At 71.8% G+C, this 22,861-nt stretch carries 21 protein-coding genes; 17 read left to right on the top strand and 4 right to left on the bottom strand.

The annotated features are described in order from the left end of the window. Positions 1-96 precede the first annotated feature (96 nt). From QE392_RS05475 to QE392_RS05395, 17 genes are all read left to right on the top strand, one after another. Positions 97-441 (top strand): DUF6507 family protein, encoded by a 345-nt coding sequence (locus QE392_RS05475; protein WP_307449118.1) that lies wholly within the window; start codon positions 97-99, stop codon positions 439-441. After that, entirely contained in the window at positions 441-1,076 is a 636-nt protein-coding gene (locus QE392_RS05470) for a hypothetical protein (RefSeq protein ID WP_307449115.1), read from the top strand. Before QE392_RS05475 ends, QE392_RS05470 begins: the two co-directional genes overlap by 1 nt. Next, on the top strand, positions 1,000-3,099 hold the full coding sequence (locus QE392_RS05465) for an ADP-ribosyltransferase (protein ID WP_307449111.1): 2,100 nt from the start codon (positions 1,000-1,002) through the stop codon (positions 3,097-3,099). The genes QE392_RS05470 and QE392_RS05465 overlap by 77 nt, the downstream gene beginning before the upstream one ends. A gap of 648 nt (positions 3,100-3,747) precedes the next feature. Further along, on the top strand, positions 3,748-4,233 hold the full coding sequence (locus QE392_RS05460) for a hypothetical protein (protein WP_307449108.1): 486 nt from the start codon (positions 3,748-3,750) through the stop codon (positions 4,231-4,233). A 195-nt stretch (positions 4,234-4,428) separates the two neighbouring features. After that, complete coding sequence (locus QE392_RS05455; protein WP_307449105.1) at positions 4,429-4,740, top strand: hypothetical protein; 312 nt, start codon at positions 4,429-4,431, stop codon at positions 4,738-4,740. 111 nt (positions 4,741-4,851) lie between these two features. Then, on the top strand, positions 4,852-5,457 hold the full coding sequence (locus tag QE392_RS05450) for a hypothetical protein (RefSeq protein WP_307449100.1): 606 nt from the start codon (positions 4,852-4,854) through the stop codon (positions 5,455-5,457). Between the two features lie 255 nt (positions 5,458-5,712). Beyond that, a complete protein-coding gene (locus tag QE392_RS05445; RefSeq protein WP_307449098.1) occupies positions 5,713-5,994 on the top strand; it encodes a YrhB domain-containing protein in 282 nt (93 codons plus the stop codon). 395 nt (positions 5,995-6,389) lie between these two features. Then, a complete protein-coding gene (locus tag QE392_RS05440; RefSeq protein ID WP_307449094.1) occupies positions 6,390-6,761 on the top strand; it encodes a hypothetical protein in 372 nt (123 codons plus the stop codon). A gap of 100 nt (positions 6,762-6,861) precedes the next feature. Continuing rightward, positions 6,862-7,164, top strand: a complete 303-nt coding sequence (locus QE392_RS05435; protein ID WP_307449091.1) for a YrhB domain-containing protein — start codon at positions 6,862-6,864, stop codon at positions 7,162-7,164. Then, the gene (locus QE392_RS05430) at positions 7,161-7,640 is read left to right on the top strand and encodes a hypothetical protein (protein ID WP_307449089.1); all 480 of its coding nucleotides are present in this window, start codon (positions 7,161-7,163) and stop codon (positions 7,638-7,640) included. Before QE392_RS05435 ends, QE392_RS05430 begins: the two co-directional genes overlap by 4 nt. Positions 7,641-7,743: 103 nt before the next feature. Continuing rightward, entirely contained in the window at positions 7,744-8,520 is a 777-nt protein-coding gene (locus QE392_RS05425) for an FHA domain-containing protein (RefSeq protein WP_307449085.1), read from the top strand. Further along, positions 8,517-9,590: a DUF6177 family protein gene (locus QE392_RS05420; protein WP_307449083.1), complete on the top strand. Its 1,074-nt coding sequence runs from the start codon at positions 8,517-8,519 to the stop codon at positions 9,588-9,590. Before QE392_RS05425 ends, QE392_RS05420 begins: the two co-directional genes overlap by 4 nt. 67 nt (positions 9,591-9,657) lie before the next feature. Beyond that, complete coding sequence (locus QE392_RS05415; protein ID WP_307449080.1) at positions 9,658-9,915, top strand: hypothetical protein; 258 nt, start codon at positions 9,658-9,660, stop codon at positions 9,913-9,915. After that, positions 9,912-11,261, top strand: coding sequence for an EsaB/YukD family protein (locus QE392_RS05410; RefSeq protein ID WP_307449077.1), 1,350 nt, complete (start codon positions 9,912-9,914; stop codon positions 11,259-11,261). The genes QE392_RS05415 and QE392_RS05410 overlap by 4 nt, the downstream gene beginning before the upstream one ends. After that, positions 11,258-12,052: a hypothetical protein gene (locus QE392_RS05405; RefSeq protein ID WP_307449074.1), complete on the top strand. Its 795-nt coding sequence runs from the start codon at positions 11,258-11,260 to the stop codon at positions 12,050-12,052. Before QE392_RS05410 ends, QE392_RS05405 begins: the two co-directional genes overlap by 4 nt. Next, on the top strand, positions 12,049-16,365 hold the full coding sequence (eccCa, locus tag QE392_RS05400) for a type VII secretion protein EccCa (protein WP_307449071.1): 4,317 nt from the start codon (positions 12,049-12,051) through the stop codon (positions 16,363-16,365). Before QE392_RS05405 ends, eccCa begins: the two co-directional genes overlap by 4 nt. Next, complete coding sequence (locus tag QE392_RS05395; protein ID WP_307449067.1) at positions 16,352-16,714, top strand: hypothetical protein; 363 nt, start codon at positions 16,352-16,354, stop codon at positions 16,712-16,714. The genes eccCa and QE392_RS05395 overlap by 14 nt, the downstream gene beginning before the upstream one ends. 31 nt (positions 16,715-16,745) lie before the next feature. Here QE392_RS05395 and QE392_RS05390 read toward each other — a convergent pair whose 3' ends face one another. Genes QE392_RS05390 through QE392_RS05375 form a run of 4 tightly spaced genes read right to left on the bottom strand, consistent with a single transcriptional unit; the run spans position 16,746 to position 22,826 of the window. Beyond that, complete coding sequence (locus QE392_RS05390) at positions 16,746-18,443, bottom strand: amidase (protein ID WP_307449064.1); 1,698 nt, start codon at positions 18,441-18,443, stop codon at positions 16,746-16,748. Further along, a complete protein-coding gene (locus tag QE392_RS05385) occupies positions 18,440-19,474 on the bottom strand; it encodes an agmatine deiminase family protein (protein ID WP_307449061.1) in 1,035 nt (344 codons plus the stop codon). The genes QE392_RS05390 and QE392_RS05385 overlap by 4 nt, the downstream gene beginning before the upstream one ends. Next, on the bottom strand, positions 19,471-21,576 hold the full coding sequence (locus QE392_RS05380; protein WP_307449056.1) for an amidohydrolase: 2,106 nt from the start codon (positions 21,574-21,576) through the stop codon (positions 19,471-19,473). Before QE392_RS05380 ends, QE392_RS05385 begins: the two co-directional genes overlap by 4 nt. Beyond that, positions 21,573-22,826, bottom strand: coding sequence for an MFS transporter (locus tag QE392_RS05375; RefSeq protein WP_307449053.1), 1,254 nt, complete (start codon positions 22,824-22,826; stop codon positions 21,573-21,575). Before QE392_RS05375 ends, QE392_RS05380 begins: the two co-directional genes overlap by 4 nt. Between the last annotated feature and the right edge of the window lie 35 nt (positions 22,827-22,861).

Genomic DNA, 22,861 nt, shown 5'->3' with positions numbered 1-22,861 from the left:
CCCCGCGATGCCGGGGGCCACACGCTCCCGGCATCGTCGCCGCGCCGCAGCGCGATGAGCGGCACAGGGGAAGAAGAGAGCGAAGGAGGGCACGCGATGACAGCGTGGCGTATTGAGCCGTCGGGTGTCTCAGCGGTGCTGCAGCAGGTGAATGTCGAAGCCGAGGCACTCGGCACGGCACTCAACGCGCTGAGCCCCGCGCTCGAGGGAGCGGTGACGGCGACGCAGTCGGGTGCGATCTCGGAGGCCGTGCAGGCGTACTTCCAGCAGGAGGAGGGGCCGCGCATCCAGGGCATCAGCACCCGGATCGGTGCCGCGGCGCGGGGCGTCGTCACCGCCACTGAGGCCTACATCGCAGGTGACATGGAGATGGTCGCGAACGCACAGTCGGCCGCCGTGTCAGCCGTGTACCCGCCCGCACTCCCGCGTGGGGTCATGTGATGCCGAGTCCCATCGACTTCGAAAAGATCCCGGGTGCCGACATCCAGCCGGATGCCATCGAGGAGAACGCGCGCACGATCGGTACCATCTCGGGCCAGGTGACCGAGCACGGCTCGAACGTGAACTTCACCTGGCAGGGCATGGCCGGTGTCTACGAAGCGCCGGAGTCCCCCACCCTGCTCGGACTCATGGCACCCGTGAGCTCGCAGGCCACGCAGGTCGGCGACAACCTCGCCGAGGTGTCGGCCGCCCTCATCGCGTTCGCCGCCGATGTGCGCCCGATCAAGGCCGAGCTCGATTCCCTGCGTATCGAGGCGAAGGCGTTCGTGGATTCGATCCAGGGCGGCGTGCAGGTGCGCGAGATCAACCCCGCGTGGACGGCGGCGCAGTCCCCCTACGGCGGCGCCACCGCGACGCCGACCTACCAGGGCTCGTGGGGCGGGTCGACGACGACGACGACGACGGCTCCCGCAACCCCCCGACAAGTACCGCACGGTCACGAAGGAGTGGCACGAGTCCCAGGAGCATGTCGACCGCAACAACGAGCTGCTGGCCGCGGTGAACGCACAGCAGATCAGACTGTGGGAGGCCGAACGCGCCTGCGCCAACCGCATCCGCGCCCTGTACGGTGCTGATGCGCTGCGTGCCGCCCAGTCGGAGAACGACTCGCTGGGCTACGGCATCTCCGAGATCCCCGAGGGCACCGAGATGCCGTGGGGAGCCGACGTCGAGCGCACCGAGGGATGCGCGGAGGCGGCCGCCACCTTCGTCGTCAAGGACTTCCTCTGGGAGGGCATTGTCGTCGGCGGCATCTGGGGCACGGTCGAGGGCCTCGGCACGCTGGTCCTCGGCTACAACCCGGCGACGGGCGAGTTCTTCTCCACCGACGCGTACGGCGCCGCGTGGGGCAACCTCGGCACGCTCGCCGGCGGCCTGTTGATGAACGTGATGCCGCCGCTGAGCCTGCTGGTGGCAGCCGACGATGCGGCGCAGATGTTCGGCGGTCAGGTGCTGCCCCAGGAGCTCCGCGACTTCAAAGACTCATCCCGCGAGGCATGGCTGAACACGGGCAAGGCGCTCATCGCATGGGACAAGTGGGCCGACGACCCCGGCACCGCAGCGGGAGAGGCAGTCTTCAACGTTGGCACGATCCTCATCCCCGCGGGTGCTGCCGTGACCGGTGTGAAGACCGCGTCGACCGCAGCCTCGGTCGTGGCGAAGGCGGCGCGAGTGGTCGACTTCGTCGACCCCGGTGCGCTCGCAATGAACGGTGCCCTCCGCCTGGGCGGCGCCGGCATCGGCGGCCTCGACAACATCATCGGCCGCCTCGGTTCGAACACCAGCGACGGCTTGCACCTCCACACTCCCGACATGCCTCTCGTCGCTGACGATGCGGCCTCGGCGCTGCGCGCCCTCGACGACGCCGGCGTCGACCTCAACAGCATCACGGCGCGCATCGACGACGGCGTTCCGGTGTACGAGTTCCCGCCGACGGATGCCATCCCCTCGGGCCGCATCGAAATGCCCGCGGGCTCCTTCGACGGCATCCGCGGTGGTGACCTGCCAGCGCGTACCGACGTTTCGGGTCGAAGCGATGGCGGAGCGGATGCCGGTGTCGCGGCACCCGTGCGCGAGCCCGAGCTCGTCGCCGCCGGCGGCGTCCGCGGCGAGACCGGCCCCGGTGCGGTGAACTCGATCGTCGAGGATGCCCCGGTGCGCACCGAAACCGGCGGAGCGGGCGAGTCGACGATCGTGCGCGAGCCCTCGACCGAGACCAGCGGCGGCAGCGGCCACGGTGGCGGCGAAGGTGGCTCCGCCACGGGTGGGGGTGGCCACGGTGGCTCGGACACCGGTGACGGAGGCAATGGCGCGGGTCGCGGCGACGGTGGCGAGGACGCCGGGCGACGGGACGATGGCATCGACGTAGGCCGTGGAGACCACGGGGAGGGCTTCGGCGGCGATGATCCGAAGGACAACCTGCACGTCCCGCCGCACACGGGTCTCGACGCTCCACCACCTCACACAGGTGCGGATGCCCCGCCGCTACCTCTCGAAAAGCTCGCTACCATCAACGACGAGTTCCGTCTTCCCTCCGGGGAAGTGGACCCAGCACGGATGGACAAGTGGGCCGCCGCTGTGTCGGAGGCGTACCCGGCGCTCACCCCGGAGCAGGTCAAGGCCATCTATTGGTACACCACGGACGAGGGCTTCGAGGCGATCAACCCCTACCTGAGAAACTACGGTGACGCGCCCGCGGACATCGATCTCCTCGAAAGCCGAGTAAGGGACTTGACACAGGGACTCGCAAATTTGCCCGGCGAGGCGATTCCCGGCCGTTTCTTCTCTCGCGGAATAACATTCAGCCCCGATCTCCTCGACCAGTTCATCCCGGGCGACCACTGGAGTGATGCATCTTTCATGAGCACAACTACGAACCCCTTCATCGCTCAAGAATTCGCCGACTTGGCGCTGGGACAGGGCAAGACACCAGGAATCATCACAATCGACGGAGTAACGCCGTCGTCGGTGTCTCCTCTGTCTCGATACGCTGGAGAAGCGGAATTCCTCTATCAGAGGAGCACAAAATTCGAAGTTCTCAGTAAATTTCAGGACGCCGTGGGCGTCTGGCACATTCACATGCGGGAGGTGAGAAATTGACGACCCGCAATCTCCCCGACTCGTCCGAACTCTGGCGACAGCTCGAGACACACGTGAACAACACGCTAGGCTCCGTGGGGATCGAGAAGATGCTAGGTGGTCGACGCTCTGGTGACCCCCGGGCGCGATGGACAGACGCGGCATCAGGCTGTCTGGCGTCCGTCGCTGAAGTCGCGGCCCTACGCCAGATCGGTGATCTGAGGTTCGTGGTGGGAGACGCTGGAGGCGTCACCGTCCAATTGGGCATTTCGCACGTCCAGGTGTTCGCCGGCGGCGCTCGTCTTACCACCATCCTGTGGCGCCCTCCGGCCGCGGTCATCCTCAGTGAATGGGCATTCTCAACCTGGGGCGAGACGTGGACGTCGACGCTGAATGCGCTCAAGTCCCCGCGCACGGTTGTTCACATGGACGAGGGCGGATATTTCCCTGGCCTGGATTTCGTCGCTCAGGACCCCTCTGGGGTTGGACCATACATCTCCGCTTCATCGTCTCAGATGGCGCAACGTGGGGGTCAGGCAGAAGACCTCGGGGAGGATGGCGTGCGCCGTGCAATTCAAATAATCGAAACTCGACAGCAGACTGAACAACGAATGTGAAGACCAGCCGGCAGAGCCGCGCATAAGGCGAAGAGGAGGCGGAGAACGACGAATGAGCGACAACTCAGGATTGACGAACGCACTGGCGGCGCTCCCGATCTACCGGGGACTGTGCTGGAGAGGTTTCCCGCGGGAGATCACCGCTCCGATTCCGCTCGATTCGGTGCTCCCCGCCACCCGCGATGTCCGTCTCGCAACAGGCAACTTCGAAGGTGTCGGCGCGATCGCCATCGTCAGCAGCACAGCACGCGATGTCGCACTGCTATCCGCGTCACCTCAGGACGGGGAGGTCGCGTTCCTACCGGGCACCACTCTGATACCCCTCGGCCCCCGCCGAGACCTGTCCGGGCTGAGCCTGCAGATTCTGGGCGAGTCAGTCCCCGCATCCGAACAGTTCATCCCCACCGATGACGTGCTGCAGGAAACCATTCAACAGGCGCGGGCACGCGGCCCAGCGGCGCTGGAGCGCGCGGCGCGATTCGGGTGGCGGCCGCCCATCGATGACGGTGGCTCACAGACAGGCGGACGATCGGGCTGAATCGTGATTGCGAACCAGATATCACAGCAAGACATGCGGGACCGCGTCTGGCCCACGGGCGTTTACATCCGGACCCCCGAAGGTTGGTTCGCGTCGCCCCAGGACCTTCGCGACGGATCAAGCGTCGACAGAATCATCCTTTTCGGGGATCGCGGCCGAGAACGTGAAAGACGTCCTCCGGCCGAGGCTCAGGAAGTGCTGTCCCTCTCGACACAGGGGCAGTACCGCGGTTACTGGCTGGGTATGGGCACTATCACCGACTCCGATGGCGTGACGATACGCACCCCTGCCCCACGCGGCGCGATGAACCGTCACGCCCATCTCTTTTACGGCGGCACCGCGGATGCCGAGCACATCAGCCAACTGCCCGGCGCGACCGTCCTCGACCCCCGGGGCTCAAACGGTGGCATCGTGTTCACCGTCCGCTTGAGCGACCTCGACGATCACCGCACGACAGTACGCAGACTAGTGGGCGCGGTTGAGCGGGGACAGCGAGAGATCCGATGAATACTCACGTCGAGTTGGGGTCGTTCGACCCGTACGCACGGCCACACCCGATCGAGAACGGTGCGGAAATTGAGATCACCGTCGTCGACGCGCACACCGGAAGAGCCCTGCATGTCTACCAACGATGATCCGGTTCTGTCCGAGGCCGTAACGGCGTATCTCGGCTGGCCCAAAGCCCACATGCCGTCAGAGGATGAGTCAGCGGTCGCGCGGGTTGGGCAGAACGCGTCGGGCGGTGCCTCCGAATTGCTCGCACGGGTTGAGGGGGCCATTGCGGACTCAGACCATTTGCCCACAGCCGACCTCAACGATCACCCGGACGGCGGCGCCGCGGCTTACAAGAGTCGCCTGAAGCATGCGCGATCAGATCTATCTGACGCCGCTGTCGACGCTCTCGCTTCTCGGTGGTTCTTTCGTCTCCGGTGGCTCGGCATCCAGTCGGGCTCGGATGCGCCGAGATACTTCGTCCGTTACGGCGGAGAAGGGGCGTCGCCGATCCCAATCTCGCTCTTCCGCCGCCGTACGGTCGAGGGCGGCCACGTCGACGAGTTCCTGAAGAACGTAGGCGATTGGCGCACGGATATCGACGGAAAAATCCAGTACGCACTCATCTTCTCCCTCGACTCGGATCTCGAGGAGGTCACGGCTGACGAGGCCGCCCAATTCGAAGCAATGGTGCGAAACGGCAATTACGTACCATTCCGCTCCGCTCATTGAGTCGAATCGAAGTTTCTCGGCAATCCGGGTGACAGAGCCTCGCTCCGCAAACAATCTCGAGACCGCCATGAGGTCGGTGCGATCCGTGGAGCTCCCGTCGCGCGGATTCGAAGGCTCGACGGGAAGACAGGCCGACGCTCGATCGACGATGGCGCAACGACTGTTCTCGCCAGATGCTGACAGGCGAGGATAACTCTCAGCTGCTCGGTTCGGTAGGGACGCTGTGACACTGATTTGTGGGAAACGAGGTGGTCGATGATCGACGCGAGCGGCGCGCGAGAATCCGTGAGGAAAGCGCTCAGCGAAGCGGAGGAGCGCGGAATGCCCCGATGCGTCCTGGTGGGCGAGACGCTCGACTACGGTTCGTGGTGGGTGCAGGGCTACCAGTCGGAGGCGTTCACCATCAGCGGCAATGTCTTCGAGGCGCTGACGGGCAACGGGCCCTACGTCGTCCCGAAGAACGGTGACGCCCCCTTCATCCTGTCGAGCGCCGAGCCCGTCGACGTGCAGATGGAACGCCTGGCGCGTCGGTCTTGAGCCGGAAGACGCGCGCTGAGGGCGCGAAACGAGTTATCGGCGACGCGATCGGACCCGGACAGCCCGGCGTCTCGGTCGGTCTCCACATCTTGCTCGTCGACGCGCAAGGAGCTCCCGGCCCACACGCTGCTAGGCAGGCGGCGGGAAGTTGTTCCCCACTCGCGCACTTCCGTCGAATGTGGAGGAAGCCCTGCTTGAATCGACCCGTGAGTGCGAACGGCGTGGGGTCACACGACCCGCGCGCGCAAGGGTCCCCGACCGGAAGGGCCTCGAACGGAGGAGAGCCAGCGGACGGCGACCCGCTCACCCATCTCGCCGGCCTCCCGCCCCAGATCTTCGAGGTGCAGCGGGCCGACGCGGGGGTAATTCTTCGGACTGGTGAGCTGACCCTCAGGGTGAATTCCGACGGCTCGACCTGGCGCGTACGCAAACAGTGGCGAGACGTCGACCGAGGGGTCGTGTTCGAGGCGGCCGACGAGGCCGACGTCGCCCGGTTCGTCCTCGCCCTCGTCGAGAACGACATCCGACGCGCTCACGGCCTCGGTCGCGCAGACCGCACGCTCGCGCTGTCGGAAGACGGCGTCGCGCAGCCCGGCGTCGGCCTCCTCCTCACCGAGGAACCGGGATCCGGATACCGCCTGTCGCGTCGGCACCACGGTGCTCGGTGGTTCTTCGCGAACGACCTCGACGCCGCGCGGTTCAGCACCGTCGCCGGTATCCCGCTCCCGCAGATCCACGACGCACTCAGGGGACGAACTCGACCATGACGACCCATCCGCGTTCGTTCGGCGCCGTGACAGCCCACTCCGGGTGGACCCATGCTCAGTTCGTGATCACGCTGCGCCTCAGACAGGACCCGCGCTTCTGATGGGCGACGTCGTGACCGGACTGTCGAAGGAGCAGGCCACCGCGATCGCGCTGTGCTGCCTCGCGGCTTCGACCAAGGGAGACGGCATCGAGCGGGTCCCTCTCGGCGAGCCGGTCGACGGGGGCTTCGCCTGGGTGTTCTTCTTCCAGGGCCGGGGGTACGTCGAGCGCGGCGACCTCGACGAGATGCTCGTCGGCAACATGCCCGTGGTCGTCCCCGTCGACGGTCGAGCCCCGTACGCGCTCGATGCCCGGAGAGATGTGGATGCGCAGATCGAGCGCCTGCGTGAGGCTCAGGGGTGAGTGACGTGCGCGACATGATCCGCAGCGCTGGAACGTGGGTGCAGACGGTCGACGGGTGGTTCGTGCCGACGTGGCGGATCGAGGTGGGCGCGACACCCTCCGAGGTTTCCCTCTACGACCACGAGGGCACCGGATACCGCAGAGTGACGTTCGACGCGATTCTGCGCGCCGAACGGGTCGAGTCCGAGGCACTCTACCGGGGCCACTGGATCCCGCTCGTCTCGACCTGGACCCCGGACATGGTCCACGCCTATGCTCCCCTCCGCCGTGCCCAGGGCCGATACCTGGCCGTGCTGTATCTCTACACCAGCCCTGAGTGGGACACGCTTATCACGCTGCCCGGCGCGGAGGTGCACGACGATCGCGGAGGCAACGGCGGGGTCTCGTTCGTCGTCGCGCTCGACGCCCTCGACGGCTACCGCCAGACCGTGACAACGCTCATCCCCGCCTCCGCCGACCGGGAGCAGACGCGCTGACGAATGCACCATTCCGTCGCGCCGCGAGTTATCCACGCAACGGGTACACCGTCTGGGCATCGACCAGGACGCCCGCATAGGGTGGAGGGTCGAGGAGGCGCCGATGACGAACGTGCAGGAGATCCCACGCCTTGCTGACGTGGACCCCTTCGTCTCCTCCGAGCGCGCCCGCGCGGGCACGATCGCCGGCGCCGTGGCCCTCGATGTGGTCATGCCGGTGGCTCTGCTGGTCGCCGGAATCGTCGCCGTCGCGACGGGGCTGCCGGTGCTGGGATGGCCCCTCATCGTCATCGCCGTCGGGCTCCTGGCCGCCGCCGTCTGGCTGCTCGGCCGCACCGGCCGCACCCTCGGCGCGTCGACGGTCGACGCACGGATCGTCCACCGCGAGTCCGGGGTCGCCGCCGGCGGCACAGCCCTGTGGGCTTTGGCATCCGGAAAGCTGACCGCGTGCGACCTGCGCCGCGGGCGCGACCCGTTCGCCCCGGCGATCGCCGCCTTCCGGTTTCCGGATGCCGCACCCACCGGCGGAAAGCCCGGCCGGGCACGCCGCGGGATGGTGCCGACCCTGATGCTCGACTCCGGAGAACGTCTCGCGCTCGACAGCGCGCTCATCCTCGGGCGCGCCCCCTCGGCCCCGGCCGACGCGCCCGCCGAGGTGTACCGCTGGGCCGACATGTCGCGGACGCTGTCGAAGTCGCACGTGCGCCTCGAGTGGGACGGCCGCCATGTGTGGGTCACCGACCTGGGGTCGACCAACGGCACGTTCGTCCGCGGCGACGGCTCCTCCACACCCCTCCTCCCCCATCAACGCACGCCCGTGCCCACCGGTGTCGTCCTCGAGATCGGCGACCGTACCCTGACCGTTCGGGATGCCGCATGACCACCATCGACCATCCGCTCCTCGACGCCGCCGGCCCCGGTTGGGCCGGGACCGAGACGCGCGCCCCCGTGGTCGCGCTCACCACGGCGATGAGCGACTGGCTGCACAAGACGGCGAGTCAGGGGCTCCGCCCGATCGTCGTCTCGGGCGAGCACTCGCGGATGACGCAGCCGCTCGCCCAGGTGCTGTCGGCGGTGCAGGGGCACTGGGTCGTCCGCACGCGCGACGACGGCTTCTACGACGCGCGCAGCGGCGTGCGGCTCTCGGCCCCCGCCGATGCGCTCACCGCCGGTCCATCGACTCCCGACACGGTGCATCCCCTCTTCGTGCGGGCGCAGGTGGCATCCACTCTCCAGGTCGTGGCGACCGTGTCGACGCGCCACCGCGTCACCCGCCCGGTGCGTCTGGGCGGGGTGGCCGAGGCGGCCGTCGCGCTGTTCACCGACGCGGAACCGGCCGCGTGGGGCGCCGTCGAGCCGTTGCTGGCACCCTGGGACCGCGACGATCTCACCGAGCGCACGCGCCGGCGCATCCCGCTCGACAGTCACTGGATCGCCGTCGGCGGCGGCGAGCGCGCGGTCGTCGCGACCGTTCAGGCCGCCCGCACGAGCGAGGGACTCGAAGAGACGACGCGGGTGTGGGCCGCCGTTCCGGGCGTCGGACGCGACGCGGGAACGACGGCGACCGCCGAGGCCCGCGAGCTGCTCGCGCGGACCGCGACGATCGGGCTTCCGCTCATCGGGGTGGCCTTCGCCGCGATCGGGGCGCCCGATCTCGCGCGGCGGGCCACGGCTGCGCCGCACGCCGAACCGCTCGCACTCCTGGTCGGCCCCGTCGGCGTGCGCGCGTTGGGCATCGATGCGAAGCGATGGGTCGACGATGCCGGCGGCACGGTCGTCGGCAGCCCCCGGCTCCCGGGTGTGCTGCTGCCGCTCGGATCGGTCGACGGCGGCGGGTGGACCCGACTGAACGATGTGCTCGCGACCCTCGACCCGGCGCGTCTCGCCGACCTGCTCGACGTCGCCCCGCACGTGCGCTCCCAACTCGTCGCCCCCGGAGCGACCCGCTGATGCCCGAGATGCTCGTCGCCGCGCCGCACGTGCACCCGCAACTGCGCACGCAGGGAGGAGCCCGCTGATGCCCGACCAGCGCGACACCGTGCTCATCGAGCAGGCCAAGATCCAGCGGATGCGCCTCGGGGCTGCCCTCGTCTACGGGCACATCGGCGAGCGTCGCACCGTCAACGACCACGCGAAGCGGCTGATGGGCTCCCTCGTCGTCGCCGCCGTCGCGTGCGCCGCGTGCGTGGGTGTCTCGTTCGTCTCGCAGTTGCTGACCGAGCGGGCGCAGACGAGCATCTCGATCCAGACCCCGACCGGAGCCGTCACCCCGTGAGCATCTACACCCGTCTGACCGTCGCCGGTTCCGAGCGCCGAGCCGAGGTGGTGGTGCCGAGCGGCGAGCCCGTCGGCGCCGCGCTGCCGCGTCTGCTGGATCTGCTGGGTGAGACCGCCGGAACCGTCGAACGTCCGCTCGCCGTGATCGCGCCCGACGGCGAGCAGGTCGACATCGCCCTGACGCCGCAGCAGCTCGACCTCGCCGACGGCACGCTGGTGCGCCTCGTCCGCCTGGATGCCGCGCCCCCGCCGCCCGTGGTGATCGATGTGACCGACGCCGCCGCCGACGCGCACGACGCGCGCCCCGACCGCTGGGACGAGCGAGCGCGGATGGTCGCCGGCGGAACCGGGATCGCCGCGGCCTTCGCCGTCGCCGGATCGCTCGCGCCGTGGTCGTCGCCCACCGTCGCGGCCTTCGCGCTGCTGGCGGCGGCGATCCTGCTCGCCGCCATCGCCACGGGTCTGGGCCTCGGGGGACTCCGCCGCCTGTCGACGTGCATCTCGGCCGCGGCAGCGGGCCTCGCGCTGCCCGTGGGAAGCACGACGACGGCCGCGCTGACGGCCCACGGCTTCGTCGGCGGAGCCCCCGTCCTCGGCGGCTTCGCCTCGGCGCTGGCCACGGGGTTCACGGTCGCCCTCCTCGGCGCCGGCGTCGCCCACCGCCGTCGCGGCGCAGCCTCCGGCGGTGCCCTCGGCGCCGTGTTGTCGTCGCTCCTGCTCGGACTCCTCGTGGGCGGAGTGGATGCCACGGCCGCCGCGGCCGTCGCCGGTGTCGTCGCCGCGTTCGCCACCGGCCCGCTGCCCTGGATCGCGCTGTCGGCGGCGGGGCTGACCGACCTCGACCAGCGCGCCGCCGACGGCGCCCCGCCCGCGCGGCCGCGCGCCTTCGCCGCCATCGACGAGGCGTACGCGGCGCTCACGTGGAGCGTGGGGGCCGTGGCATCCGTTCTCGGGGTCGCAGGCGTCGTCCTCGCGTTCTCGGGGACCATCTGGACCGAGCTGCTCGCTCTGGCGCTCTTCCTCGTCGCGGCTCTGCGCACGCGCGCGTTCCCCCTGCGCTGGCAGGGCTGGCTGCTGTGGGCGGCCGCGGGAGCGATCGCGGCGGCGGGCTTGACGGTGCTGCCGTCGGGCGGTCTCGGCTGGATCGGCGCGGGCACTGCCGTCGTGATGGCTGCTCTCGTGGCCACCGCCGTGCTCGTGGAGCCGAGGCCGCACGTCCGCGCCCGGTTGCGCGGCCTCGGCAATGTCGTCGAGACTCTCGCGGTGGTCTCGCTCCTTCCGCTGCTCGTGGGAGCGCTGGGCGTCTACGCCGACCTGCTCGGCATGTTCGGCGGCCGGTCGTGAGCGTGCTCGACGTCCGCGCGGTGTCGACCGCGGTGTTCGGCAGCGGTGCGACCGGACGCGTCCGTCTGACGGAGTGGGATGCCGCGATCCGCGGCGGTCTGGCGACGACGCGCCGCATCGGGGTGATGTCGCTGGCGACGGGCGCCGGCACGAGCACCGTGGCGCATCTGCTCACGCGGGCGATCGCGGCACGACGGAGCGATCCGGTGCTCGCCGTGGACGTCTCGACGGGGAGCGCGGGCCTCGCCGGGCGCCTCGGCGCGGCCCCCGTCGCACCGGATGAGACGCGCGCCGGTGCCCGCACCACCGCGGAGGCGATGAGCGGACTCGACGAGCGTGACGGGGTCGTCGCGCTCCGCCCCCGCGACACCGCCGACGTCGTCGGCGCCTGGCTCGGCGAGGCCGCCCCCATCACCCGCTTCTTCGACGTGGCCGTCACCGACTTCGGGGCACGGCATCCCGTGGTCGACCTCGCCGCGTGCGCGGCGCTGTGCGACGTGGTCTGCCTCGTTACTGACGCCCGGCGGTCCGCTGCGGAGCACGCCCGCTCCGTCGTCGATGCCGTGCGGTCGCTCCCCGAGGCGCCGTCGGTCGTGCTGACTCTCGTCGATCACGCGCGGGAGGGCGGCGGGGTGGCACGCGCCTTCGCCTCCGGCACCGCGTGCGACGTCGCGTCCCTCCCCTTCGACGTGGGGCTGGCCGCGGGCGGCCGTGCGCGCCGGTCGGCCACCCACCTCGCGGTCGTGCGGCTGGCCGCCGCCGTGGTGGGAGCGAACGGGAGGGCCGCATGACCGTCCGGATCGTGCACCGCCCGGCCCGCATCAGCGAGCCCGTCGAGCCCGCCCCCGACGTCGTCCTCGCCCCGCCGCCGCCGATCGGCGAGGGCAGCACCGGCTTCCCCCTGCAGTCGCTGCTGCCGATCGTCGGCAGCCTGTCGTCCATCACGATGATCGTGCTGTTGCGCAACAACCCGATCATGGTCGTCGTCGGCGCGGTGATCCTGGTCGTCGCGCTCGTCGGCGGAGTCGGCATGGCGCTCACGCAGCGCGGCAACGCCGCCCGCCAGCGCCGCGTGCAGCGCGAGCGCTACCTCGACTATCTCGAGGAGACCCGCGAAGACGTGCGCACCACCGCCGACGCGCAGCGCAGCGCCGCCCTCGCACTGCACCCGGCGCCCGGGACGCTCGTCGAGATCGCGGCGGACCCCGCCCGCCGGTGGGAGCGGCGCCCCGGCGATGCCGACTTTCTGAAGGTGCGCATCGGCACGGGCGACCTGCGGGCCGTCGAGGTCTCGTTGCCTCCCGAGCAGAACCCCGTGCAGCCCTTCGACCCGGTGATGCGCGAGTCGGCGGAGCGCATGGTGCGCCTGGCCGGCGTCTCCCAGGGGATGCCGGCGACGATCGACCTCGAGCGGGGCGGGCAGGTGTCGCTCGTCGGCGCACGCAGCGACACCCTGCGGGTCGCCCGCGCCCTGGCCGCGCAGATCGCCGCGTTCCATTCACCCGACGACGTGCACGTCGCCGCCGCCGTCGCACCCGCGCAACGCGACGACTGGGCCGGCTTCGACCTGCTCCCCCACGTCTCCGGCGACTCCCCGCCCGCCGGCGCCGTCACCGCGCGCCGCATGGCGCCGAGCCTTCCGGAGCTGCTGTCGCTGCTGCGCGACGAACTGCGGGACCGCGTCGCCACGGCGGCCGCGTCGCGTCGCGCCGGCCGACGGACCAAACCCGGTCGCCTGGTGATCTTCGTCGACGAGGCCGACGGCGCGGCATCCGCCGTTCCCCGCCTCGATGCGGCGCTCGACCTGACCGCGCTCGGGGTGACGGTCGTGCACCTGGTCGACGATCGCCTCAAGGAGCCGACGACGGTGGCCGTGCGCGTCACCGTCGACGGCGGGGTCGCCACGGTCGAGACACCGGGGTCGGGTGAGGCGGCCGTCAGCGGCATCCGCGTCGATGCGCTCACACCCGCCGCGCTCGAGATCGTCGCGCGCCCTCTCGCCGGCCTGCGCCTGCGCCGCACGTCGGCCGAAGACACCGGCACGGCCCTGGCCCCCGACGTCACGCAGCTGCTCGGCGTCGCCGACGTCGACGCCCTCGACGCCCAGGCTGCGTGGCGCACGCGCAGTGCGGCGGAGTTCCTGCGCGTGCCGATCGGCGTCGACGATGGCGGCGCGCCGGTGCTGCTCGACCTGAAGGAGTCGGCGCAGCTCGGCATGGGTCCGCACGGCATCTGCATCGGCGCCACCGGCTCCGGCAAGAGCGAGTTGCTGCGCACACTCATCCTCGGTCTCGCTCTGACGCACGCACCCGACGACCTCAGCATGATCCTCGTCGACTACAAGGGCGGTGCGGCGTTCGCCCCCTTCGCGCGGCTGCCGCACGTCGCCGGCATCATCGACAATCTCGCCGACGACCCGCAGCTCACCGAGCGCGCCCGCGCGAGCATCCAGGGCGAGGTCGTGCGCCGGCAGCGACTGTTGAAGGATGCCGGCAACGCGGCGTCCATCGGTCACTACCGGCAGATGCGGCGCGAGCGGCCCGACCTCCCCGCCCTGCCTCACCTCTTCCTCGTCATCGACGAGTTCGGCGAACTGCTCACCGCCGAGCCCGACTTCGTCGACCTCCTGCTGACGATCGGACGCATCGGCCGGTCGATCGGCGTGCACCTGCTGCTCTCGAGCCAGCGAATCGAGGCGGGCCGCCTGCGCGGGCTCGACACCTACCTGTCGTACCGCATCGGTTTGCGCACCTTCTCGGAGTCGGAGTCGGCCGTGGTGCTCGACACCCCCGACGCTTTCCACCTTCCGGCGATCCCCGGCTTCGGCTACCTCAAGGTTGACACCTCCGTCTACACGCGTTTCCGCGCCGGCTACGTCTCGGGGCCCGTTCCCGACCCCGTCGAGTCGGGCCCCCGGCACGACGACGCCCCGCCCGTGCTGCCGCTGCCCGCGTACGACCTCCCCGAGCAGGCTCCCGAGGAGGAGCACCTCGACAGCGCCGAACCCGAGACACCCACCACCGGCCGCACGCTCGTGCAGGCCGCGGCCTCGCAGCTGGCGCGCGGCATCGCCCGCACCCGGCCCGTGTGGCTGCCGCCGCTGCCGCCCGTGCTCACCCTGGGCGGCGTGCTGCCGCAGGCCGACGGCGCCGGCACGCTGCGCGCGCCGATGGGGCTGCTCGACGACCCGTCGACGCAGACGCAGGGTCCCTGGATGCTCGATCTGACCCGATCGGGTGGTCACGTCTCGATCACGGGCGCCCCGCAGTCGGGCCGCTCGATGTTCCTGCGCACGCTCGCCGCATCGCTGGCGTTCACGCACTCGCCGCGCCAGGTGAGCATCTACGGCATGGACCTCACCGGTGGCGGTCTCGCGCGCATCGAACCCTTCCCGCACGTGGGAGGTGTCGCCACCCGCGGCAACCGCGAGCGCCTCACGCGCCTGCTCGAGGAGCTCACCGGAATGCTCGCGATGCGCGAGCGCGTCTTCCGCGACCATGGCCTCGACTCGCCCGCCGACATGCGCCGCCAGCACGCGGCGGGGCGCCTGCCCGACCTGCCGAGCGCCGATGTCGTGCTGCTCGTGGACGGGCTCGGAGCCCTGCGCCAGGACTTCGAAGACCTCGAAGGGCCGCTCGGCCAGCTCCTCGAGCGCGGCGGGAGCTTCGGCATCCACGTCGTCGTCGCCCTCTCGCGCTGGAACGAACTGCGCATGAACCTGCAGGGGCTCATCGGCACGCGTCTCGAGCTCAAGCTCAACGACCCCGCCGACTCCCAGATCGCACGGAAGCTGGCGACGACCCTGCGCGCCGACGAACCGGGCCGCGTCCTGACCGACGAGAAGCTGTTCGCGCAGATCGCGCTGCCGCTTCTCGAGGAGGTCGACGACGGCGACACCGGCGAAGCGCTCGAGCAGCTCGCCCGTGAGAGCGCGGCCCGGTGGGGCGGCCAGGGTGCGGCACCGATCCGCCTGCTGCCCGAGGTGCTGTCGCCGACCGAGCTGCCCGACGCGATCGACGAACCGGATGCCGTGCCCCTGGGCCTGCGGCAGGACACGATGCAGCCCGTCGCGCTCGACCTCGTCACGCGCGATCCGCACCTGCTCGTGCTCGGCGACAGCCGCTGCGGCAAGACGACGGTGCTGCGCGGAATCGTGCAGGGCGCCGTCGACCGGCACTCCGCCGAGGAACTCGTCGTCGCCCTGATGGATGCGCGGGGAGATCTGGCATCCGAGGTCCCCGACGCCTACCTCGGCGGCCACGCCACCTCCGGCCGACAGGCTCGTCTGCTCGCGGAGTCGATCGCGCTCGAGCTCGAGAAGCGCCAGGGCGATCGTGGTTCGGGTCCGAGGATCCTGGTCGTCGCCGACGACTTCGACGTGCTCTCCGCGGGCGGGACCGAACCGCTGCGCCCGCTGCTGCCCTACCTCGCGTCGGCCCGCGACCTACGTCTGAACGTCGTCGTCAGCCGCCCGGCCGCCGGGGCGTCCCGCGCGATGTTCGACCTGGCCCTGCAGGGCGTCCGCGACACCGGCGGCACGACGCTGATCATGTCGGGCGACCGTTCCGAGGGTGCACTGCTGCCCAAGCTGTACGCCGAGCCGATGATCGCCGGCCGCGGTCGCCTCGCCCGACGCGGCGAGCGCCCGACGCTCGTGCAGGTGGCGAACTTCGTCCCCGGCCAGGCGGAGCCGGACGCGTCGGTCCACCAATCCACATCGACGAGGGACGCCACGACGGCGGTGGGCGTGGTGGTTGCCGGGGGCCGGGCCGACCGCGCGTCCGGTGGAGCTACGGCGGGCGCGGTGGATGACCGCACCGCCCCGACCGGAGGGGCCGCGGCGACTGCGGTGGATGACCGAACCGCCCCGACCGGAGGGGCCGCCGGGGGCCCGGTGGAGGACCGCACCGCCCCGATCAACGGGGGCGCGGCGGGCCCAGCGGACGACCGCACCACGCCGACCACCGGGGGCGCGGCGGGCCCAGCGGACGACCGCACCACCCCGGACGGACGGGACGCGGCGGCAACGCCGGACGGTCCTCGCGCCCCGGCGGACGACGACCCGCCCCTGACCCGCCGGAGGAGGAATCGTGCCCCGCAGTAGCGTCGCGTTCACCCGCGAGCCGATCGACATCGAGGCGTTGGCCGGGGCCGTGTCCGCTGTGCTCACGCCCGAGGAGCTCGCGGCCACACCGATCGAGGTTCGCCCTCTCGACGACGGCGCCGCCGCGCAAGTCGTGATGGGCGGCCGGGTCGTCCTCACCGTGCTGCGCCCGCGGCTCCTGCCGACGCCGGCCGAGCTCGCCCGCGTTTACGGCTCCGTCGAGGTCGCCCCCGACGCCCGCTGGACGACCGAGTGCTTCTCGACATGGGAGCCGGAGGGCGTGATCGGCGTTCGGTTGATCGAGGCGGCAGCCGGCGCGCGAGGCGGCGCGGCCGTGCACCTGGGCTGAGCGCCGGCGAGGCGCGCCGCGGGAGGCCGCCTCAACCCCCGACCAACGGCGGCGTCCGCGGCGGCACCGTGCGCCGCGTCCCGGTCGCCTCGAAGGCGGCGGCGAGCCGGAGCAGAGCCGTGTCGTCGTACGCGCGGCCGGCGAAGGTCAGGCCCACCGGCATCCCGATGTCGTCGAGCGTGCCCATCGGTACCGTCACCGTCGGAACGCCGCAGTGCCGGATCGCGAGGTTGCCGGTCGCGACCCACACGCCATTGCGCCACGCGATGTCCGCCGACGCGGGGTTCACATCGGCGTCGGCGGGCGCCACGTCGCTCAGCGTCGGGAAGACCACGGCGTCGAGGCCCTCGGCATCCATCCACTCTTCGAGGTCACGCCGCCGGGTCTCCTCCAGCCCGCGGAGGCCCTCGGCCAACCCGGGAATCTCGGTGAACGCGGCGACCGGATGTTCGCGCACGTGCGCCGGATACTCCGCGATGTCGTCGTCGAAGCCGGTGTAACGGTCGGGCAGCGCACCCTCGGGGTGCGGGAAGATCGCGGCCCCGTCAACGGTGGCCAGCCCCGGCTCCCCGTTGGCGCGCAAGAAGTCGTCCCAGGCCCACGCGGAGAGGTCGACGATCTCGCGATGCAGGAACTCCGGCGAGACGAGACCGCGCGTCGAGATCGTCGGCGCACCGGGCCGGTCGGCCTCGTAGTTGCTCACCAGCGGGAAATCCGTCTCGACGACGGTCGCTCCGGCGGCCTCGAGGTCGGCGCGCGCGGCCTCCCACAGCGCCAGCACCGACGGTCGCGGTTCGATCCGCTCGCCCGTGGGTCCCCCCACGCCGCGCGGACCGGTGCCGGCCAGCGGGTCAGCGCCGAGGAACATGCGCGGGATGCCGATCCGCGTACCGGCCAGCGAGGCGTCGGCCGCGAGCGCGGCATACGACTCCGGCCGCACCGCCGATGCCGCGGGCAGGGACACCCACGGCTGCGCCCGCCAGAAGTCACCCCGCGTCTCGGGATCGTCCGCGACGACGACGTCGAGCACCGCCAGCAGGTCGGCCATCGAGCGGGTGTGCGGCACGACGACGTCCATCGTCGGCACGAGCGGCCAGTTGCCGCGCACCGAGATGACGCCGCGCGAGGGGGTGTACGCGCAGAGCGCATTGCAGGATGCCGGGGCCCGCCCGCTCGACCACGTCTCCTCGCCCAGCCCGAAGACGCCGAACGACGCCGCGGTCGCCGTGCCGGAGCCGTTCGACGACCCGGAGGCGAACGCCGAGGTGAGGTAGTCGGCGTTGTACGGGCTCTCGGCGCGGCCGTAGAGGCCCCGCTGCATGCCGCCGTTGGCCATCGGCGGCATGTTCGTCTTGCCGAGGCAGATCGCGCCGGCGTGGCGCAGCCGCTCGATCGTGAAGGCGTCGGAGCGGGCGACGAGGTCGGCGAAGGCCGGGCTACCGGAGGCGGCGGTGAGGCCGCGCACGAAGTAGCTGTCCTTCGCGGTGTACGGGATGCCGTCGAGCGGCCCGCGCGCCCGTCCGGCGGCGCGGCGGGCGTCGGACTCCTCGGCCTCGGCCCGGGCGTCGGGGTTGAGCACGACGACGGCATTGAGCCGCGTCGGCGTCTCAGGGCCGTCGTACGCCGCGATCCGCGCGAGGTGCGCGTCCACCAGCTCGACGGCGGTCGTCTCGCCGGCGGCGAGCGCCGCGGCCAGCTCCGCGATGGAGGCCTCGGCGACCTCGATCATGCGCGCACCTCCGGCTGCTGCTGCGTGATGCAGTGGATGCCGCCGCCCCGCGCGAACAGCTCGCGCGCATCGACGGTGACGACCCGTCGACCCGGGTAGACCTCCTCCAGGATGCCGCGCGCCCGGGCGTCCGCGACGGGCTCGCCGAAGCCGCACGCGATGACCCCGCCGTTCACGACGAGGTGATTCACGTAGCTCCAGTCGGTGTCGCCTTCGGCGTCGCGGAGGGTGTCGGGAGCCGGGAGATCGCGAACGGTGAAGGGGCGGCCGGCGGCATCCGTCTGGTCCGCGAAGAACGCGCGCAGCTCGGCCGAGACGGCGTGGTCGGGGTGGGCGGGGTCGCGCTGATCGTGCAGCAGCACGACACCCGGCGACGGCAGGGCCGCGACGATGTCGACGTGCCCGCTCGTGCCGAAGTCTCCGTAGTCGCGGGTGAGGCCGCGCGGGAGCCACACGGCGTGGGTCGCACCGATCGTGCGGGCCATCTCGGCCTCGACGCTCGCGCGGTCGGCGCCGGGGTTGCGACGGGGGTCGAGCTGCACGGTCTCGGTGAGCAGCACGGTGCCCTCGCCGTCGACGTGGATGCCACCGCCCTCGTTCACCAGCGACGACGGCACGAGCTCGGCGCCGGCCGCCTCGGCGACGAAGCGACCGAGCTGCGCCGACTTGCGCCACTGGCTCCACCAGTGGTCGCCCCAGCCGTTGAAGGTCCAGTCGACGGCGCCCAGGATGCCGGGGCGCTCGGGGTCGACGACGAAGGTGGGGCCGACGTCGCGCATCCAGAATTCGTCGACCGGCGCCTCGAGGATGTCGATGTCGGTGGAGAGCATGCGCCGCGCCCGCTGACGCTCGGCGGGGTCGACGACCATCGTGACCGGCTCGAACGCGGCGACGGCGTGGGCGACCGCGGTCCACGCGGCGTAGCCCGCCTCGCGCTCGGCATCCGTCTCCCCGAGGGTCGGCCCCTCGGCGGGGAACGCCATCCAGGTGCGCGTCTGGGGGGCGGTCTCGCTCGGCATGCGCCAGGTCATGGTGTCTCCCTCTCGTGGTGGTGCGGTGTCGCATCGCCCCGCGCCGCGTCTTCGTGCGCTCCTCCCCCAGTTCTCGCCGCCCTCCCGTGGGCCCCTCCCCCGGTGACTTGCGCCGAATGTTCGCCTTGGGACGAATCCGACGTACATTCGCCGCAAGTCACGGCGGAAGAAGACGGCGGGCGGGACGAAGGCGGGAGGGCGGGCGCGAGGGCGGGCGCGGGCGCGAGGGCGGGCGCGGGCGCGGGCGCGGGCGCGAGGACGGGCGCGGGCGCAGGGGCGGGCGCGAGGGCGGGCGCGGGCGCGGGCGCGGGCGCGAGGACGGGCGCGGGGGCGGGGGCGCGCGCGGGCGCGAGGGCGGGCGCGGGCGCGAGGGCGGGCGCAGGGACGGGCGCGGGCGCGGGCGCGGGCGCGAGGACGGGCGCGGGCGCGGGGGCGGGGGCGCGCGCGGGCGCGAGGGCGGGCGCGGGCGCGAGGGCGGGCGCAGGGACGGGCGCGGGGAAGACGGGGGTGCCGGCGACGAGGGTGGTCACGGCTCGGGCGGACAGCAGCGCGGCCTCCCCCGCGGCGAACGGGTCGGTGTCGAGGATCACCAGGTCGGCCGCGAACCCGGGCGCGATGCGACCGCGCCAGTCTCCGTCCCCGACCGAGGCTGCCGCGTCACGGGTCGCGTGCCCGAGGGCGTTCGCGAGCGGCAGCGCGTACTGCGGGTGCACGGCTGCGACGCTGGTGTCGAGCGCCGACGCCCGCGTCGTGGCGACGTACATATTGGCGAGGGCGTCGAAGGGGGCGGTGGGGGCATCGGTCGAGAACGCCAGGAGGGTTCCGGCCTGCTCGTACTCGGTCCACGGGAACGCCCGTTCCACGCGCTCGTCGCCGAGCATCGCGGCCCAGTTGGCGAAGATCGCCGGGTCGGCGTGCACGGGCTGCATGGATGCCGTCACCCCCAGCCGCGCCATCCGCTCGGCCGTGCCGGGGGCGGCGTACTCGAGATGCTCGATGCGGTGGCGGCGGGGGCGGTCGCCGTTGGCCTCGATGGCCTGCTCGATCGCGGTGAGGGCGTTGTCACTGGCGGCATCGCCGATGGCGTGCATCGCGATCTGAAGACCCGCGGCGTCGGCCGCGGCGACGACGGGCTCGAGGTCGCGGAGGGGCCAGATGGGCTCGGCGTTCGAGCCGTCGGCGTACGGGGCGCCCATCGCGGCGGTGCACGCGTCGATGACACCGTCGAGGATGAGCTTGATGCCCACGACCCGCAGCCACGGCGACGCCGGGCGCTGTGCGAGGGCGACCACCCGGTCCAGCTGCGCGAGATTGCGCTCCGCGTCGCCGGTGTTCTCGACGAGCCAGTGCGCCGCGACGCGGATCGGCAGGCGACCGTCGTAGCGGTCCAGAGCGCGCTCGAAGGCGGCGAGTCCGTGCTCGTCGAAGGCCATGTCCACGACGCTCACGACACCGGCGCGGACGTACGCGTCGATCACGCGGTCCACGGCCTCGTCGCGCTCGGCGTCGGTGGTCGCCGCGTCGCGCTGCGCCCAGGCGTACTGGATCGCGGCGGTCTCGTACAGCATGCCGGTGGGCTCGCCGTCGGCATCCCGGGCGATGTGCCCGCCGAGTGGGTCGGGGGTGTCGCGCGTGATGCCGAGCTCAGCCAGCGCGGCGGTGTTGACCCAGCACGAGTGGTAGTCGTTGGCATCCAGGTACACCGGCACGTCGGCGACGACGGCGTCGATCATGGCCGCCGTCGGCGCCCCGCTCGGCACCGCGTCGAACAGCCAGCCGCGGCCGCGGAGCACCGTCGCCGCGGGGTCGGCGGCACGGGCCTCGCGAAGCGCCGCCTGGATCTCTTCGAGCGACCGCGCGTCGGTGAGCGGAACCTGGCCGAGCGCGGCACCCATCATGAGCAGGTGCGTATGGGCGTCGGTGAAGCCCGGCAGCACAAGGGCGCCGCCGAGATCGACCTCGCGGTCGGCATCCTGCGCCTCCGCCTCCGCGCCCAGGGCGGTGATCGTCTCGCCGTCGAGGGCGATGGCATCCGTCCACTGCCGGGACGGCTCGACCTCGGCCGTGAAGATGCGGCCGTTGCGATAGAGGGTGCGGGTCATGCGAGAGCCTCCGTGGCGGCGCGCTCGATACGGCGGGACAGGATGCCGATGATGCCCGCCGGCACGGCCAGCACGAAGCTCGCGATGGCCAGGACCACCGTGAAGCCCTGATAGCCGAGGCCGGAGACGAGGGCGGCACCGATGACCGGGGTCAGCGCGGAGCCGACGAGGTAGGTCGCCAGCAGCGGACCCGACCAGCGGCCGTCGGCGTCGAGGGCGGCCGAGGTCGAGACGAAGAAGGCGAAGACGAGCGCATAGGCGGTGTTCCAGACGACGAACACCACGATGAACAGCGTCGGGTCGGTCACGGAGCCTTGCACGATCTTCAGGATGCCGCCCAGCACGAGCAGCACGACGAGGGGGATGCCGCGACCCAGCCGATTGCCGACGATCATGAGCGCGACCGAGGCGATCAGGCCGCCGGCGGTCGCGGCGCTCAGCGCGATGCCGAGTCCCTCGGGGGTCACGCCTGCCTGGTCGGGGCCCATGACGCTGACCATGGCCCACAGCGAGTCCTCGCTCGCCGCCCACAGCGCGAAGACGACGAGCAGGGTGAAGCCGGCGATGGTGACGGTGCGCGAGGAGCGGCCGGCCGCGCGCGACACGTGCGGGGCGGCCGTCGGGGCGGTCTCGGGCACTGCCGGCACGGGGACGGCCGGGGCGGCGGGCGCGGCCGGCAGCCAGATCACCAGCGCGAGCGCGACGAGGCTGAACACGGCCATCGACCCGAACACGTCGAGGGGCGCGAGCCCGATCAGCGGCACGACGGCGAGGACGACGGTGATGATGCCGCGGTTGGCGAGGCCGTAGAAGCCGGCGACGCGGTCGGGGTTGCGGAACGCGGCGAGCGCGGCGCCCGAGGCGGCGACGGCCCCACCGGCGCCGGCGCCGCCGAGGAGCAGGCCCGGGAGGAGGGCGGCGGGGACGAGGGCGGCGAGACCGAATCCGAGCACGGCGAGCGCGAGGCCGACGCGGGCGACCGTGCGGCGCAAGCGACCGGCGCAGAGCGGTGCCACGGCGAGGCCTGTCAGAGCGGTGAGCAGCAGCGCTCCGGTGACCAGCCAGCTGGCGGTGAGGACGTCGGCGCCGGCCCCCTCCTGCACCGCGATGATCATGTACGGCGAGAGGTTCACCCCGAGGTAGCCGGCGATGCCGACGACGAACGTCGAGCCGGCGGTGGGGAAGCGGAGGGGCACGCGGCTCGCGCCGGCGGCGACGGGCGCGGCGGTGTCACGGGTGGTGGACGACACGGGGAGGCCTTTCTGAGGTACCGGCCGAGCCGGCG

It is taken from the genome of Microbacterium proteolyticum (assembly GCF_030818075.1).
In the GTDB taxonomy this organism is placed as follows: domain Bacteria; phylum Actinomycetota; class Actinomycetes; order Actinomycetales; family Microbacteriaceae; genus Microbacterium; species Microbacterium proteolyticum_A.
The sequence above is the reverse complement of the archived record's forward strand: the minus strand, read 5'-3'. Positions and strand labels throughout refer to the sequence as shown.